The organism is Microbacterium sp. E-13 (assembly GCF_049912955.1).
GTDB lineage: Bacteria > Actinomycetota > Actinomycetes > Actinomycetales > Microbacteriaceae > Microbacterium.
The window spans coordinates 3,397,979-3,414,101 of sequence record NZ_CP183973.1; the positions used below are offsets into that span (position 1 = coordinate 3,397,979).

The following is a 16,123-nucleotide window of genomic DNA, read 5'->3' on the forward strand; positions in this document are numbered from 1 at the left end:
TTCGTCTACGGGCTGACGGCTAGGCAAGGGGGAAGCTCTCGATCCGGCCACCGGAGCCAGATACACGGATGCCCCCGTGCGCAGGCGAGATCGGTGCGCCGAACACGCCCGCGGCCGAGCTCACCTCGAGGACCGGGCCATCGACGATGACGCGGACATCACCTCGGGCAGGCATCTCACTCGCGGTGCCCTCCGTCTCGATGGTGAGGTGATCTCCCCGGTACCGCAGCAACGCCACCTCCCGGTCGCCCGACTCGATGCTCAGCGTGGCCCCAGGATCCGGGCTCCACTCGATGTCGGCCACGACACCCGGGATGTCGCCTTCACGAGCCGGTTCGACGCGGTGGGCGGCAAGGTCCGGGTGCGGCTCGGCGATGAGGAGTTCGTCGTCCAACCGGAGGATGTACGGCACGCTGTGGGCGCTCGCCCAGCCGGCCTCCGTGTCGGCGATGCCACGCATCCAGAACGAAAGGCAGGGCCGGCCATCAGCGTCCTGGAACAGCGACGGAGCGTAGAGGCTGTCGCCGTACGTGAGCCGGCCCCACGACGTCGCAACGAACTCCCCACCGGCGTAATCGCCGACGGCATAACCGGCGTAGTGGAGCACGTCGTCGTCCCACACAGAGGACACCATCACTGCGCGACCGTCGAGATCGAAGATCTGCGGACACTCCCAGAGAGCCCCGGTCCAGACGGGATCGCGTTCCCGCGTGGAGCGCTGGAGGGCCACGCCTGAATATGCCCAGCCCTCCAGATCATCCGAGACATAGGACAGCGCCATCGCGGTGCCGTCCCGAAGGCCCGCACCCACGAACATGCGCCATCCGTCGGCCTCCCGGCGGATGAACGGGTCACGGTAGGCGATGATGTCGAGCTCCGGCGGGGCATCGGCGACGAAATCGCCCTTCTCCCACCCGATCCAGCTCGAGTCGGTAGGAGTCGCGATCCGGATTCGCCCGATCCCGATATCGGGCTGTGATGTGGAGGTGTACAGGATTCGGGTGTCTTCGCCGTCCTGCACGAGTGATCCGGTCCAGATCCCTCCGTCGCCGTCGCCGGGTGCGATCGCGACGGGGAGCTCCTTCAGCGACAGGAGGTCAGGCCCCACGGCGTGACCCCAGTGACAGTTCGGTGCCCACACGGTGCTACCGGGCACGTACTGGTAGAACGCGTGGTACACGCCGTCCCGGAAAGTGATGCCGTGCGGGTCATTGATCCAGCCGGTTTCGGCGGTGAAGTGCAGCCGCGGACGCATCAGGCCTTTCCTCCTTCATCGAACCGGCGGCGGACGTCGGCGGCGATCTCGGCGTTGCCGCGCTCCCACTCGTCGATCTGGGCCGCCCGCTCGGCCCTCATTCGATCTCTGCGCTCGACGAAGTCCTTCATGCGTGCCGCCGCAGCCTCTCGCGCGGCACGCTGCTCGGCGTTGAGCTCCGGCAGGGCGACCTCGATCACGCGATCGATCGGGCGAAGCGGCAGTCGCTGCTCGACGGGCGGGATCGTCATCGGTGGCGAGGGAAGGGTCTGGTACCAATAGGCGGTCGACGACCACTCGTCGGAGAGATGGTTGCCGTGGCCGTGCTCGAATGTGACCTTGATCCGCTTCTCGAAGCGGATCGGGTCGACGAGGTGGAAACGGTAGCTGTGGTGGAACCCGGGAACGTCCTCCTCGTGCACGATCGTTCCGTTGAAGAGGTACGCATTGTGCTGCATACCCCACGCATGCCCGAAGTAGTCCTCCATCCCGGTGCCGTGGAGGCTCGGCGGCCAGGTGTCGTCGTCGATGAAGATCATGTCGTCGCCCTCGCCCCACCACGACCCCTGGAAGTGGCGAACGGCGAGCGTGCAACCGACGTAGTGTCCGCGCCCTTCAGTCTCGAGAGCAACGTAGTTGTCCTTGCCGTCGAGATTCGGCACGGTCGTCTCGATGCTGTTCGACTGGAGGTCGGGCCCCCACCCCTGATTGGGCAGCGCACGTCGCCAGTGCGCGTGGAAGTACACCGTGTCCTCCGGCAGCGGTTCTCGCACGAGCTCGTAGTCGATGTAGAAGTACTGCAGGTAGGGGATGTCGTTCTGGTTCTCCACGACGATCCGCGCCCGTCGGCCGAAGGGCATCCGAAAGTAGCTGTTGAAGGCGGCGCTTCCGCCGAAGCTGTGGAGCTCGGGCTCCTTCGCCGAGACCGACAGCGGAAGCGATTCGTACGAGCCGGACAGCGAATTCATAAGGCCGAAGAAGTCGCCGAGTGGCGCGATGACGCTGGGGGTCTCCTGGTCGTCCCAGAAGATCTTGAGCACCACCTTGCGGTAGTAGTCGGGGTCGACGACCTCCCAGCTCACGCCGAGAGCGTTATGGATCTCGAGCATCGGCACGCCGACGACGTCGGGATCGATCTGCCCCGGGCCGGGCTGAATGCGGCATGACTGCGTCATCCAGATGTGGGTGATGAATCCCGGGCCGGTGATGTCGGCGAGCGTGCGCTCCTCCCCCGGCATGATGATCCAATTGTCTCGGTTGCGTCCGGTCTGGTCGAAGCTCGACGCCCTCGCCGTGCGCGCCTGCCGCGCACGCGTGAGGTCCCCGAGAATTCCCGCCGGCTGATTCGCCTCGGACATCGTCGCCCTCTTCTCCGCCCTGCGGCGGCACTCAGATGGCGAAGATGCCATCGAAACGTTTTTCTCTCGAGTGACAGTAACGGATGCCTCGACACCGACGCAAGTTGCCATTTTCGTCCCGAAAACCGCCCCAGCTCGCGCCATAGGGTATCTTTGCGCAAACCAGACCTACGAGAGAGGCATACGGGCTATGGCAACCATGGTGGACGTCGCGCGGATCGCGGGGGTCTCGATCTCGACGGTCTCGCACGTCCTCAACGGCACCCGCAACGTCGAGCGTTCGACGAAGGAGCGCGTGCTCGCTGCGATCGACCAGACGGGGTATCGCCAAGACACCCTGGCCCGCGCCATGCGGCGCTCGAAGACCGACAGCATCGGCCTGGTGGTCTCGGATGCCGGCGAGCCCGCATTCGCCGACATGGCCCACGGCGTCGAGACCGCCGCCGCTGCCCACGGCCTCACGCTGCTCCTGGCGAACTCGGCAGAGGACGCCGACCGGGAGAAGCGCGCCATCCGAACACTCCTGGATCGGCGGGTCGACGGACTGGTCCTCGCGCGAGCCGCCGACACCGCCCCGGACCTGCTCCCCTCGCTGCAGAACGAGAAGGCGCCGCTCGTGCTGCTCGACAGGTTGTACCGCGATCTGCCCCTCGATCAGGTGGGAGCGGAGAACCGCGAATCCATGCGCACGCTGGTGAATCACCTCACGCGGCTCCAGCACATACGATTCGCCGTGGTCGCCGGCGATACGCGGGTGCCGGCGCTCTCCGAGCGTCTGGACGGGTTCTTCGACGGGATCCGGGACGCGCATCTCGAGATCGCGAATCAGCTGGTTCTCACCGGTACGGACGACGACGAGATACGCGCACTGCTGGCCCGTGACCTCCGGGATTCCACGCGCACCGCAGTCATCGCCTGCAGCACCCCTCTGGCCGTCGCGGCACTCCTCGCGGTCGAGGACGCGGGGCGCGCCACACCCGACAACGTCGCGTTCGCGACATTCGACGGCTTCGCCTATCCGGATCTCTTCCGGCCGCGACTCACCACGGTGCGCCAACCCGCGTTCGACATGGGCGTGGCAGCCGTCAGTCTGCTGCTGGAGCGGATCGAATCCCCCGAGGGCAGCCCTCGGACGGTGAGGCTGCGTCAGACGCTCGAACTCCGCGAGTCCACGGAGTCTTTCGAGGCATCCCGAATCCCGTCTTGACACGGCCTGTGCCCGGCCCTACCTTGAGACAAACGTTTTTCGCAAACGTTTCGATAGAACCCGATCCTTTCACCAGCCGACATCCCATCAAAGGAGATGACCATGCCCCTCACACCTCGCTCCGCGACAGCCCGCTTGGCGGTCGCGGCCGCCGCGATCGCGGCATCCGTCCTCGTACTCACCGGCTGCGGCAGCGCCGGATCCACCGCGGACGGCAAGACGGAGATCGCTCTCTCGATGCAGAACCCCGACGTGAAGACCGCAGATCCCGCAACGTGGGCGATCATCCAGGCCTTTGAGAAGGAGAACCCCGACATCACCGTCGCGGTGACGGGTGAGGCGGTCGCCGAACACCTTCAGAAGCTTTCGATCGCCGCACAGAGCGACACGCTCCCCGACATCTTCTGGGTCTACAAGTCCACGGCCGAGGAGATGCAGAAGGGCGGGCTGCTGCTCGACCTCGCGCCCGTCCTCGATGAGTTGAAGCTGCGCGACTCCTTCCCGGAGAGCACGATCTCCAACTTCTCCGCCGGGAACGAGATCTATGGTGTCCCCTACCAGGGACTCCTGACCGGACTGTGGGTCAACAAGAAGATCCTCGCCGACAACGGTGTCGAGATGCCGAAGACGTTCGACGAACTGCTCGCCGCGGCCGCGAAGCTCAACGGCAAGGGCATCACGACCATCTCCAACGGTGCGAACCAGTCGTCCTTCAGCGTGTGGAGCTTCCTCACGGATCTGGACCGCTACGGCTTCGATGCCAAGGTGGACGGCCTGCTGGACGGCTCGGAGAAGTACAGCAACGACGATTTCCTTCGGCTGTACCAGCACATCGACGAACTGCGGAAAGCGGGGGCATTCCCCTCCAACGTGTCGACGCAGACGTATCAGCAGGCCGTCGAGCAGTTCACGAGCGGGAACGCAGCGATGCTCGACGCCGGCGTGTGGGCATCGAGCGCCATCCAGGACTCCGAGGTCGCACCCGACATCGCCTTCTGGCAGGGACCGCAGTTCGCAGACGGCGTGGGTGAGCAGAACATCATCATGAACGTCGCCTCGGCACCGTTCGCCGTCGACCACAAGGTGGCCGATGACGAGAAGAAGTTCGACGCGGTGAAGAAGTTCCTCGCGTTCTACTACAGCGACGAAGCACAGCAGATCCTCGTCGACAACGGTCAGCCGCCCGTCACGACGTACGCTCCCCAGGTCGATGCCGAGAAGCAGAGCGCGTTGAAGGCCGCGCTCGATGCAGCCACGGCGGACGGCGTGACGAGCCCGGAGTCGCAGCCCGACCTTCTTGTTCCGACGCCGGTGGCGAACGCCATGTACGACAGCATCTATGGCGTGATCCAGGGCCAGCTCACGCCTGAGGCCGCACTGGATCTGGTCCAGAAGGCCCTCGACACCAACAAGTAGCTCGAACCTCCGCGATGGGCGGGGCCGAAAAGGCCCCGCCCATCAGATTGGATCGAAACCATGATCTGGATCAGCACACGCTGGAAGATCCTCGGAATGGTCGCCCCCGCCCTCATCGTCTTCACGATGTTCGTGGTCTACCCGGTCGGGTACTCCGGGGTCTTCAGTTTCACCCGCTTCCAGGGGTTCGGGGCGCCGACGTGGATCGGGTTCGACAACTACACCGCGTTGCTCCAGGACCCGTTCTTCTGGCAGTCGCTCCAGAACACCATCGTCATCCTCATCGTCAGTCTCATCGTCCTCGTCCCGTCATCGTTCGCGCTCGCGCTCCTGCTCCAGCGCGCGATCCGAGGGGCGGGGATCCTGCGGGCGCTCGTCTTCGGTCCCGCGATCATCGCGCCCATCCTGGTCGGCCTCATCTGGGTGTTCATTCTTGATCCGAAGATCGGATTGCTCAATCGCGCGCTCGCCCTCGTCGGCATCCCTCCCGTCCAGTGGATCGGCGGAGACTACCTCACGCCGATCTCGGTCTCGCTGGTCTTCGTCTGGAGCAGCGTCGGATTCGCGATGACCATCTTTTATGCCGGCCTCCAGATCCTCCCGGACGACGTGCTCGAGGCGAGCGCCCTCGACGGTGCGACGGGGTGGCAGCAGACCTGGAACATCAAGATCCCGATGATGCGCGAGACGTTCGCGATCGTCACCATCCTCATGATCACCAACGTCTTCAAGATCTTCGAGCTCGTCTACATGCTCACGGGCGGCGGACCCGTCCACCGCTCCGAGACCCTGGTCAGCTACATGTACTTCGTCACGTTCACCAATCAGCAGTACGGCTACGGAATGGCGCTCGCGGTGATCATCACGATCCTCGGTGCGCTCGTGTCGGTCGGGTACCTCGCCGCGATGCGGCGGAAGGAGAGGACGGCATGACCGGCACCCTCAGCGGACAACGCGACACTACGCGGGTGGTACGCAACGGTGTGAAGCAGGAGAGTCCGGCCCGGCGCCGGCCGCGGCGCAGAGGAATCTTCGTCGTTGGAGCTGCCGCTTATCTCGTGACCTTCCTGATCGTCCTGCCGCTCCTGTGGATCGCCCTGCTGTCGATCCAGCCGAGCGAGAACATCCTCGGCAATCCGCTCTCACTGGATGAACTGACGTGGGACAACTACGTCAATGCGATACAGTCACTCCCTCTGCTCCGCATGTATGGAAACACCATGCTGATCGCGGTGGCCTCCGTGACCGTCGGAACGGCGATCTCGTTCATGTCGGCATTCGCACTCACCCGGATGGTCTTCCGTCGCCGGTCGGTGCAGTCCTCGACCCGGTTCTACCTGCTCGCGGGTCTGGCGGTGCCGGTCTACATCCTCTTGTTCCCGGTGTATCGCCTCGACCTGGCGCTCGGCATATTCGGCACGTATTGGGCGCTGATCCTGCCGTATGTCGCCGTGTCCATTCCCTTCAACACGCTCCTGATGACCGGATTCCTCCGCGAGTTCCCCAGCGAGATCGAGGAAGCCGCGATCATCGACGGCGCGGGCCTCTGGCGCCTGTGCTGGACCGTCGTCCTGCCTCTCATGAAGCCGGTCATCGCGACGATCCTCATCTTCAACGTCGTCTACGTCTTCAACGAGTTCCCGTTCGCGTCGATCTTGATCAACGACCCGGACATGGTCACCGTCTCTCTCGCCGTGTCGCGGTTCCAAGGGCAGTACACGGTCGACTACGGAGGGATGATGGCTGCCGCGACGCTCGTGTTGCTCCCGCAGCTCATCATCTACGCGATGTTCCAGCGACAGGTCATCGCGGGAATGACTGTCGGCGCAGTCAAGGGCTGACCACGCCTGCTGCGCGCCGCGCCTCAGCCCGCGAAGGCCAGAGGGAGGATGACGCGGTCGATCGTATCGATCAGGAAGTCGCGGTCGACGGGCTTGCGCAGCATCAGCGTGCGGTAGGCGACCATCGCCGGCCCGATCTGGCACAGCGTGTCGACGTCCGTGTCGGCTGCGATCTCACCGCGGTCGATGGCGCGGCGGAAGATGATGCGGTTGGCCGCGGCGCGCGGCTCGACGAGCGCCTCCTGCGCTGCGACCGCCAGTTCGGGGTCGCGGGCGATCATCGAGACGATCCCGGCCATCACCTGCAGCTTTCGATGACTCTCCTGGATGGTGGGAGAGCGCACCATGGCCACCAGGTCACCGCGGAGCGTCCCGGTGTCGGGCAGCGACTCGAGATCGAGGTCCTTCGCCTTCATGCAGGCGACGGCGTCCAGCACGAGCTCGGGCTTGGAGGCCCAGCGTCGGTAGACCGTCGCCTTGCCGGCTTTGGCCCGCGCCGCCACCATGTCGATCGTCATGCCGTCGTACCCGGTTTCGGCCAGCACCTCGAGGGTGGCATCCAGAATCTCGGCATCACGGGTGTTGTCCCGCTTGCGTCCGAGACGCGGCTTGGATGCGAGGTCGGCCTGCGTCATTGCGGGCTGCCTCCTTCCTGGCGGGGATCAGGCCTCAACATTACCGCCGGGTAAATTCCTGAACTGAAGCGATCCGGAACTCAAGAGTACCGTATATGCTCGCCCCATGACCTCCCACCCTCCCGCCACGGCCGGCCGTCGCTGGATCACTCTCGCGGTCGTCGGACTCGCCCAGCTCATGGTCGTGCTCGACGCCACCGTCGTGAACATCGCACTCCCCTCGGCGCAGGCCGACCTCGGGTTCACCGACGGTCAACGGCAGTGGGTCATCACGGCCTACTCCCTCGCCTTCGGCAGCCTGCTGCTGCTCGGTGGCCGCATCTCCGACCTCGTGGGGCGCAAGCGCACTTTCATCATCGGGCTCGTCGGCTTCGCGATCGCCTCCGCGCTCGGCGGAGCAGCGGGAACGTACGAGCTGCTCGTCGCCGCCCGGGCCATGCAGGGCGCGTTCGCCGCGCTCCTGGCCCCGACGGCGCTCGCCGTGCTCACCACGACCTTCGTCATCCCCAAGGAACGCGCCCGCGCATTCGGCGTGTTCGGCGCGATCGCCGGCGCGGGCGGCGCCATCGGACTGCTGCTGGGCGGCATCCTCACCGAGGCGTTCAACTGGCGATGGAACCTGTACATCAACGTCTTCATCGCCGCCGCGGCTCTCATCGGCGCCCTCATCTACATCCCGTTCATGGCGCGCACCGGCCCCAGGCCCAAGCTGGATGTTCCCGGCACGCTGCTCGTCTCAGGCGGGCTCTTCGGCCTGGTGTTCGGGTTCTCGAACGCCGAGACCGACGGCTGGGACTCGCCCCTGACATGGGGAATGCTCTCGGCCGCCGTCATTCTGCTCGCAGCGTTCGTGCTGTGGCAGCTCCGTGCGAAGCATCCGCTCCTGCCCCTGACGATCGTCCTGGACCGCAACCGCGGCGCAGCATTCCTCTCGGTGATGATCGCCGGCGCCGGCATGTTCGGCATCTTCCTCTTCGTCACGTACTACTTGCAGCTGACCCTGGGCTACTCGCCGATCCAGGCCGGACTGGCCTTCCTGCCCATGATCGGGATGCTGGTGCTCGCCGCGCAGCTGGGCACGAACATCTTCGTGCCGAGGTTCGGTCCGAAGGTGCTGGTTCCCTCGGGCATGGTCCTCGGGGCGATCGGCATGATCTGGCTCACGTTCCTCGACGCCACGAGCGCCTACGCGGCGAACGTGATGCCCCCGCTCATGGTCATCGGCGCCGCGATGGGCACGATCATGCCCGCCTCGATGCAGACCGCCACGCTCGGCGTGGATCGGGAGTTCGCCGGTGTCGCCTCGGCCACCGTCAACACCAGTCAGCAGGTCGGCGGATCGATCGGCACGGCGCTGCTGAACACCCTCGCAGCCACCGCCGCAGCCGACTACCTCGCCTCGCACACCCCGGTGACTCCCGAGGTCGGCCTCGATGCCGCGCTCGCGAGCTACGCCACCGCGTACTGGTGGGGCGCGGCCTTCTTCGCCGCAGGAGCGGTCATGTCGGCACTCCTGTTCCGCCGTCGCGGCAGCGGCGTCTCGCTCGCGCACTCTCCGCAGCCCGCGGCCGGCGCAGACGCGGACGCCCCGCCGGTCATCGCCCACTGAGGGACGAGCAGGTCTTTCGGATCCTGCATGACGCTTCTCGCCGGTGTCAGTCGAGGGAGTCGAGAACCTCCCACAGCAGGGCGTCAGTGGTCATCGGCGAGATGATCGCGAGTCGCAGCACCGTCTCTCCGTCATGCGAGCTGGGTACGACGAACGCCCGCTGATCGTGGAGCAGCCGGTCCGACCACCGCTGGTAGTCGGCCGGGGTCCACCCTTCACGGCGGAAGACGACGACCGACAGATCGGGCTCGCGGACCAGTGAGAGCATGGCCCGTCGGCGGATCTCGTCGGCCACCCGGCGAGCGCGGGCGACGGCATCCTCGATCGCCACGCGATACTGCTCCGTGCCGTGGACCGCGAGCGAGAACCACAGCGGCAGGCCGCGAGCACGTCTCGTGAGCTGAATGCCGAAATCCGACGGGTTCCAGTCGGCAGACTCCGTCAGCGTGTCGAGGTACTCCGCCTTCTGCGTGTGCGCTGCGAGCGCCACGGCCGGCTCGCGGTAGATGAGGGCGCAAGCATCGAAGGGCGCGAAGAGCCACTTGTGCGGATCGACGATGAGCGAGTCCGCGCGCTCGACGCCCGCGAAGAGGTGTCGAGTGCTCGGGGCGAGCATCGCCGCGAGACCGTACGCCCCGTCGACGTGCAGCCAGATCCCGTGCGAAGCGGCCACGTCGGCCACCGAGGCGATGTCATCGACGATGCCGAAATTCGTGGTTCCTGCCGTCGCCACGATGGCGAAGACGGATGCCTCGCTCCCTGCCAGCACCGCGGCTACTGCATCGCCTCGGAGTCGCCCGCGATCGTCCACCGGCGCCGTGACCACGTCGACATCCATCACGTCGGCGGCCGACGCGATCGAGGAATGCGCCTCGGCGCTGCACAGCACCGCCCACCGCTCGGGGACCGCCCGGCCCTCCGCCGCGAACCGCCGGCGCGCGGCATCCCGTGCTGTCACCAGGGCGGAGAGGTTGCCGATCGTGCCGCCCTGCACGAACACGCCCCCCGCACTCGCGGGCTGCCCGAACTCTTCGGCGAGCCAGCGGAGCGTCTGGTTCTCGGCGAAGACGGCACCGGCGCCCTCCATCCAGGAACCTCCGTAGATCGCGGACGCCGACACGACGAGGTCGAAGGCCAGCGCCGCCTTCGTCGGAGCGGAGGGGATGAAGGACAGGTAGCCCGGGTGGTCCGTGGAGAGGCACGCAGGGGCGAGGACGTGCTCGAAGAGGCCGAGGGCCCGGCCTGCGCCGATCCCGGTCGGCGTGATGGAGCCTCCGGCGAGGCGGGCGAGCTCCCCCGGCGTCATCGCCTTGTCCAGGGGCACGTCATCGAAGATCAGGCGGCGCTTCGCATAGCGGAGCACGTCGTCGATGATCTGCACGGTTTCGGGAGTGACAGCGTGCATCGCGCCCGCCGTCACATCGTCTGCTTCGGTGAGCCTCACGGTGTCGCGTGGGAGTCCAGTTGCCGAGATCGTCATCGATCCTCTTTCAAAGTTGTGTAACGTGCGTTAGATTCACGACAGATAGTACCGTTTCTGTACTCGCTGTTTCAAAGGAGAAGTCATGCGTCCCCCAGTCCTCCACGCCGCCGTGGTCGTCGTCGCCGCTGCGCTCGTGCTCGCGCCCGTCGCCGGCGCGTCGGCCGCACCGAGCGCCGCGAATCAACATCCACATGCGGTGCTCATCGGCGGCAATCTCAGGGAGAACGCCGACATCCTGCAATCGATCGTCGATCTCGCCGACCCCGACGGCACCGGTCCGCGCAAGGCGCGGATCGCGATCGTGACGGCTGCGGCGCCGGCTGCCCGGAACGCGGCCGACGCCGCCGACGACTCCGAGAACAACGCCGCCGCCAATGGGCTCTACTACTCAGCGCTGTTCCAGAGCTACGGCGCCGAGACCTATGCCGTGCCGATCGACACCGGCGCCGACTTCCCGGGCGACACCTACACGCCGGCCAACGCCGCAGACCCTGCGGTGGCGGCCGAGATCGCGGCATCCACCGGTCTCTTCTTCGGCGGCGGCGATCAGATGCGGTACGTGCGCACCCTCTTCTCCTGCGATGACAGGGAACTCGAGGCCCACACCGACTGCACCGACACCCCCGCGATGACGGCGATCCGCGAGGTCGCCGCGCGCGGCGTCGTCTCCGGCGTGAGCGCCGGCCTGACGATCCAGCAGGGCGCCGACATGATCACCGGCGGCGAGTCGTACGAGGCCTGGCGCGACGGTGCGGCCGAGGGCTACCTCGACGACGAGCGTGCGCTCGGATACCTGCCGTACGGCGGCTTCGGCTTCGTCGACAGCGTCGTCATCGACAGCCACTTCACGACGTGGGGCCGCGAGGGCCGCGCGGTCAAGCTCGCGCTCGAGACCGGCCACCCGTATGTGCTCGGCATCGACGAGACGACCGCCGTCGTCCTGGACCGCTCGACGGGCAAGGGGACGATCATCGGCGAGCACGGAGCGTCGATCCTCGACCTGACCCGGGCCGTTGCGACAGAGAGCGGCGTGACGGGAGTCAGCTGGAGCTATGCGAACGCCGGAGACGGCATCCGGCTCGGCGACACGATCGGCATCGTTAAGGGGAAGGATGCCTCGCCCCTGAAGGCCCGCGGGGCCGCCGCGGAGCCTCGCACCGATGTCTGGGACTCGCTCGATGGTCTGGGAGGCGCGTACACGCTGCGCGACCTCGCGCGCGACGTGGTGGGCTCCGCTTCGCGGACGGGCCACGGTGTCAGCTTCGAGACCGGACCGCGGTTCGCCACGACCCTGACGCGCGACGACGCCACCGCCGCGTGGACGAACAGCTCCGGCGCCGTCTCGTTCGCCGGCCTGCGCATGGATATCGCGACGGTCGACTGACGCGGCCTGCGCGAGCGCCCGGCCCCTGCGGGGGCCGGGCGTCTCGCGTGTGCGGCGGCATTCCGCGGACGGGAGGTGACGATCAGTAGAGCCCGAGGTCGCTCGCGACCTTGTCGGCGCGCGCCATGCGGTCGACCGCGGCATCCCCCAGCCGATCGAAGCAGCCGGCGACGACGGCCTCGATGAGGGCGAGGACCGGAGTCAGGGCGTCGAAGGGCGAAGGGGCGCCGGTCTCGCTCGACAGAACGACGTCGGCGTCCGACGCGACCGGCGAGAGCCAGCTGTCGGTGAAGAGCACGATCGACGCGTGCCGGGCGCGGGCCGCACGTGCGAGGCGCTGCGTGTGATCCTCGTAGCGGCGGTAGTCGAACAGCACGAGCACATCGCGCCGTCCCATGTCTTCGACAAGGGCGGCGCGCGCCGGCGCATCGTCAGGGAGGACCCGCACTCGAGGGCGCAGCTGCTCGAGGTGCAGCGCGAGCACCTGCGCGAGCAGGCCGCTGTAGCGGCCGCCGGCGATCAGCACCCCGCCCGACGCCGAGGAGATGAGCTCGACGCAGCGGTCGAGGTCATGCGTGCTGAGTTCGTCGAAGGTGCGCTGCAGGGTGGCGACCGAGATGGCCGCGGCGCGCTCGCGCAGCGACGCCGAGGCGTCCTCGCGCGGAGGGCGGCTCTGATGGATGCGCAGGGGTGAGGCGGAGCGCTCGTCGAGGTCGCGCCGCAGAGCCTCCTGGAAGTCGGGGAACCCGCGGTACCCCAGCCGCTGCACGAAGCGCAGGACTGTCGGTCCGCTCACGCCGGCGCGATCGGCCAGGCGCGCGACCGTCTCGAACCCCGCCGACGGGTAGGCCGACAGCAGCACGCGCGCGACCTTCCGCTCGGCGGGCGAGCAGTCGCCCATGCCGCGGCGGATCGACTCCGCGATGCCGGCCTCGGCCATGTCGAGCACCTCCGACCTCGACAGTAGCGCGCTCACCCGGCCGCGATGCGCACGACGAGGCCGGCGAGGAGCGCGACGCGATCTGCGACGCTGGCGAGGTCGAGCCATTCGCTCTCGGCGTGGTCGTCTCCGCCGATGGGCCCGAGCCCGTCGAGCACGGGGGTACCTGTGGCCGCGACGAAGTTGGCGTCGGAGACACCTCCCGTCGCCGCGCCGGCGACCGCGATCCCGAGCTCGGCGCCGACTGCTGCGGCGGCGGCGAACACATCGGCTGTCGCATCCGGCTCGAGCGGCGGACAGACCGCCATGCGCTCGACCTCGGCCGAGACGCCGTCGATCACGGTGGCCGCCGCCCGAGCCTCGATGGCGGCGAGCGCCCACTCGAGGTCCGCGAGCCGCGCGGCCCTCACCTCGCCGAGCAGACGCGCCGAAGCCGGAACGACATTGGTGCGCTCCCCCGCGCTCACGACGCCGATGTTGACCGTCAGGCCCGGGCGCGCGCCGCTCAGAGACTGCACGTCCAGCAGGAGATGCGCCGCCTCCACGGCGGCGTTGCGACCGCGGTGCGGCTCGACGCCGGAGTGGGCGGCCCGACCGCGGATGTCGATGCGCACATCGGCGACGCCCTTGCGGGCGATCACGAGGTCGCCGTTCTCACGCGCGCACTCGAGGCAGAGCGCGGCATCCATTCCCCTCGCGAGATCCGCGAGGATCGCTCCGGACGCCGGTGATCCGATCTCCTCGTCGGGTGTCAGGGCGATGACGATCTCCGCGAAGTCGGTCCAGCCGCTCTCCGCGAGCAGGCGCGCCGCGTACAGGCCGGCGAGGGCCCCGCCCTTGTCGTCGCAGACGCCGGGGCCGAAGGCGCGACCGGCATCCTCGCGGTAGGGACGGGCGTCGGCGGCGCCATCGGCGAAGACGGTGTCGAGGTGCGCGAACAGCAGGATGCGCCGTCTGCCCGTGCCGCGCAGGCGCCCCACCACGACCCCGCCGAACGCGCTGCCGTCCGAGAGGGGGGTCGGCACCCGCTCGACCTCGAGTCCGATCTCTGCGAGTCTCTGCGCGCACCAATCCCCCGCCCGGTCGACGCCCGCGGCCGAATGAGACCCGGAATCGATGCCGACCAGTGCGGCGAGGTCGCGGCGGAACGCCGGGACGAGCGCCTCGGCCCGCGGGCGCAGAACACCCGCCGTCGGGGCGAGGACGGCGCTCGGTACGGGCGGCATCACAGCACCTTGGCGAGGAACGCCTGCGTGCGGGCCTCCCGCGGGTTGACCAGGACGTCGGAGGGATGCCCCTGCTCGACGACGACACCGCCGTCCATGAAGACCGCGACATCGCCGACTTCACGCGCGAACCCGATCTCGTGCGTCACGACGATCATCGTCATGCCGGACGCTGCGAGGTCGCGCATGACGTCGAGGACGTCGCCGACCAGCTCGGGGTCGAGGGCCGACGTCGGCTCGTCGAAGAGCATGACCTCGGGATCCATTGCGAGAGCGCGTGCGATCGCGATGCGCTGCTGCTGGCCGCCCGAGAGCGCGCTGGGGTAGGCCGAGGCCTTATCGGCCAGGCCCACGCGGTCGAGCAGCTGCATGGCGCGCTCGCGGGCCGCCGCCCGAGGGGTCCCCAGCACCTGGACGGGCGACTCCATGATGTTCTCGAGCGCCGTCATGTGGGGGAAGAGGTTGAACCGCTGGAACACCATGCCGACGCCACGGCGCTGGCGTGCGACATCCTTCTCACGCAGCTCGTAGAGCTTGCCGTTGCGCTCCTCGTAGCCGACCGTGCGGCCGGCGACGCGGATCATGCCGGCATCGATCTTCTCGAGGTGATTGATGCAACGGAGGAAGGTCGATTTGCCGGAGCCTGAAGGTCCGAGGAGGCACGCGACCTGACCGCGCTCGACCTGGAGAGTGATGCCCTTGAGCACCTCGAGCGATCCGAAGCGCTTGCAGACGTCACGGGCGTCGATGATCGCGCGAGTCGTGGTGGATGCCTCTGCGGCCGCATCCGCGGGTTCGGTGGGGAGCATGATCGTCACTTCTTTCCGTCCTTCCAGCGGCGCAGGAGCCGCAGCGCGCCGTTCTCGCGGGCACCCGCGACACCGCGTCCGAAGCGACGCTCGAGCCAGGCCTGCGGCACCGCGAGGATGCTCGTGAGCACGAGGTACCAGATCGCGGCGACGATGAGGAGCGGGATGATCTTGAAGTTCTGGGCGTACGCGGCCTGCAGGTTCGACATGAGGTCGCGGCCGGCGATGACCGAGACGAGCGCCGTCGTCTTCAGCATCGTGATGACCTCGTTGCCCATGGGAGGCACGATGACCCGCATGGCCTGGGGAAGCACGATGCGCCGCATCGTGCGCCCGGGCGTCATCCCGAGGGAATGGGCGGCCTCGGTCTGGCCGTGATCGACCGACGCGATGCCGGCGCGGACGATCTCGGATGCGTAGGCCATCTCGTTGAGACCGAGCGCGAGGAGCGCGGCGACGGTCGCCGGGATGAGCTCGCTCGTGCCGATCGACCAGAACTCGACGCTCGTGAACGGGACGCCGATCACGATCTTCGGGAGGAAGGCGCCGATGAACCCCCAGAAGATGAGCTGGAGGAGCACGGGCGTACCGCGGAAGATCCAGACGAAGAGCCCGCTCACGACCCTCAGCACGGGGTTCGGCGAGAGCCGCATGATGGCCACGACGACGCCGCCGGCGAGGCCGATCGCCATGGCGGCGATCGTGAGGTAGATCGTCGTCGCGAGGCCCTGCAGCGTCAGCGGGGCGAACAGGTACTCGCCGACCGTCGGCCAGTCGATGTTGGGATTCTGGGCGAACGCCAGGATGAGAGTGGCGGCGACGAGGCCGACGATGATGCCCGAGACCCACCGCCAGGGGTGGCGCAGCGGGATGGCCTGGATGGGTGCGGGCCGGCGCTGGTCGGTCGCGTCCGCAGCGGTGCCGGTTGCGAGCTGTGGCGACGATGCCATGATGCTCCTC

The 16,123-nt window shown here is 67.7% G+C and carries 14 protein-coding genes; 6 read left to right on the forward strand and 8 right to left on the reverse strand.

Features of this window, described 5'->3' with window-relative positions; genetic code table 11:
• Positions 1-19: 19 nt before the first annotated feature.
• The gene (locus ACN9MP_RS15825; protein WP_426321731.1) at positions 20-1,255 is read right to left on the reverse strand and encodes a glycoside hydrolase family 32 protein; all 1,236 of its coding nucleotides are present in this window, start codon (positions 1,253-1,255) and stop codon (positions 20-22) included.
• Positions 1,255-2,613 (reverse strand): glycoside hydrolase family 172 protein, encoded by a 1,359-nt coding sequence (locus ACN9MP_RS15830; protein ID WP_426321733.1) that lies wholly within the window; start codon positions 2,611-2,613, stop codon positions 1,255-1,257. The genes ACN9MP_RS15825 and ACN9MP_RS15830 overlap by 1 nt, the downstream gene beginning before the upstream one ends.
• 190 nt (positions 2,614-2,803) lie before the next feature.
• On the opposite strand from ACN9MP_RS15830, the gene ACN9MP_RS15835 reads away from it, so the two are divergent.
• The 4 genes from ACN9MP_RS15835 (at position 2,804) to ACN9MP_RS15850 (ending at position 7,077) form a co-directional block, all read left to right on the forward strand.
• Complete coding sequence (locus ACN9MP_RS15835; protein ID WP_426321734.1) at positions 2,804-3,820, forward strand: LacI family DNA-binding transcriptional regulator; 1,017 nt, start codon at positions 2,804-2,806, stop codon at positions 3,818-3,820.
• A gap of 102 nt (positions 3,821-3,922) precedes the next feature.
• Positions 3,923-5,236 carry an ABC transporter substrate-binding protein gene (locus ACN9MP_RS15840; RefSeq protein WP_426321735.1) on the forward strand — a complete coding sequence of 438 codons (1,314 nt, stop codon included), beginning with the start codon at positions 3,923-3,925 and terminating at the stop codon, positions 5,234-5,236.
• Between the two features lie 60 nt (positions 5,237-5,296).
• Positions 5,297-6,169, forward strand: a complete 873-nt coding sequence (locus ACN9MP_RS15845; RefSeq protein ID WP_426321737.1) for a carbohydrate ABC transporter permease — start codon at positions 5,297-5,299, stop codon at positions 6,167-6,169.
• A complete protein-coding gene (locus ACN9MP_RS15850) occupies positions 6,166-7,077 on the forward strand; it encodes a carbohydrate ABC transporter permease (protein WP_426321739.1) in 912 nt (303 codons plus the stop codon). The genes ACN9MP_RS15845 and ACN9MP_RS15850 overlap by 4 nt, the downstream gene beginning before the upstream one ends.
• Positions 7,078-7,100: 23 nt before the next feature.
• Here ACN9MP_RS15850 and ACN9MP_RS15855 read toward each other — a convergent pair whose 3' ends face one another.
• Positions 7,101-7,712, reverse strand: a complete 612-nt coding sequence (locus ACN9MP_RS15855; RefSeq protein ID WP_426321741.1) for a TetR/AcrR family transcriptional regulator — start codon at positions 7,710-7,712, stop codon at positions 7,101-7,103.
• Positions 7,713-7,818: 106 nt separating this feature from the next.
• On the opposite strand from ACN9MP_RS15855, the gene ACN9MP_RS15860 reads away from it, so the two are divergent.
• Positions 7,819-9,321, forward strand: a complete 1,503-nt coding sequence (locus tag ACN9MP_RS15860; RefSeq protein WP_426321743.1) for an MFS transporter — start codon at positions 7,819-7,821, stop codon at positions 9,319-9,321.
• 46 nt (positions 9,322-9,367) lie between these two features.
• Here ACN9MP_RS15860 and ACN9MP_RS15865 read toward each other — a convergent pair whose 3' ends face one another.
• The gene (locus ACN9MP_RS15865; RefSeq protein ID WP_426326080.1) at positions 9,368-10,726 is read right to left on the reverse strand and encodes a pyridoxal phosphate-dependent decarboxylase family protein; all 1,359 of its coding nucleotides are present in this window, start codon (positions 10,724-10,726) and stop codon (positions 9,368-9,370) included.
• 160 nt (positions 10,727-10,886) lie between these two features.
• On the opposite strand from ACN9MP_RS15865, the gene ACN9MP_RS15870 reads away from it, so the two are divergent.
• Positions 10,887-12,188 (forward strand): hypothetical protein, encoded by a 1,302-nt coding sequence (locus tag ACN9MP_RS15870; RefSeq protein WP_426321745.1) that lies wholly within the window; start codon positions 10,887-10,889, stop codon positions 12,186-12,188.
• An 82-nt stretch (positions 12,189-12,270) separates the two neighbouring features.
• Here ACN9MP_RS15870 and ACN9MP_RS15875 read toward each other — a convergent pair whose 3' ends face one another.
• Genes ACN9MP_RS15875 through ACN9MP_RS15890 form a run of 4 tightly spaced genes read right to left on the reverse strand, consistent with a single transcriptional unit; the run spans position 12,271 to position 16,113 of the window.
• Positions 12,271-13,164, reverse strand: coding sequence for a MurR/RpiR family transcriptional regulator (locus ACN9MP_RS15875; RefSeq protein ID WP_426321746.1), 894 nt, complete (start codon positions 13,162-13,164; stop codon positions 12,271-12,273).
• Positions 13,161-14,354 (reverse strand): M20/M25/M40 family metallo-hydrolase, encoded by a 1,194-nt coding sequence (locus ACN9MP_RS15880; protein WP_426321747.1) that lies wholly within the window; start codon positions 14,352-14,354, stop codon positions 13,161-13,163. The genes ACN9MP_RS15875 and ACN9MP_RS15880 overlap by 4 nt, the downstream gene beginning before the upstream one ends.
• Positions 14,354-15,163 (reverse strand): amino acid ABC transporter ATP-binding protein, encoded by an 810-nt coding sequence (locus ACN9MP_RS15885; protein WP_426321749.1) that lies wholly within the window; start codon positions 15,161-15,163, stop codon positions 14,354-14,356. Before ACN9MP_RS15885 ends, ACN9MP_RS15880 begins: the two co-directional genes overlap by 1 nt.
• Positions 15,164-15,168: 5 nt before the next feature.
• Positions 15,169-16,113, reverse strand: coding sequence for an amino acid ABC transporter permease (locus ACN9MP_RS15890; RefSeq protein WP_426321751.1), 945 nt, complete (start codon positions 16,111-16,113; stop codon positions 15,169-15,171).
• Positions 16,114-16,123: the final 10 nt, after the last annotated feature.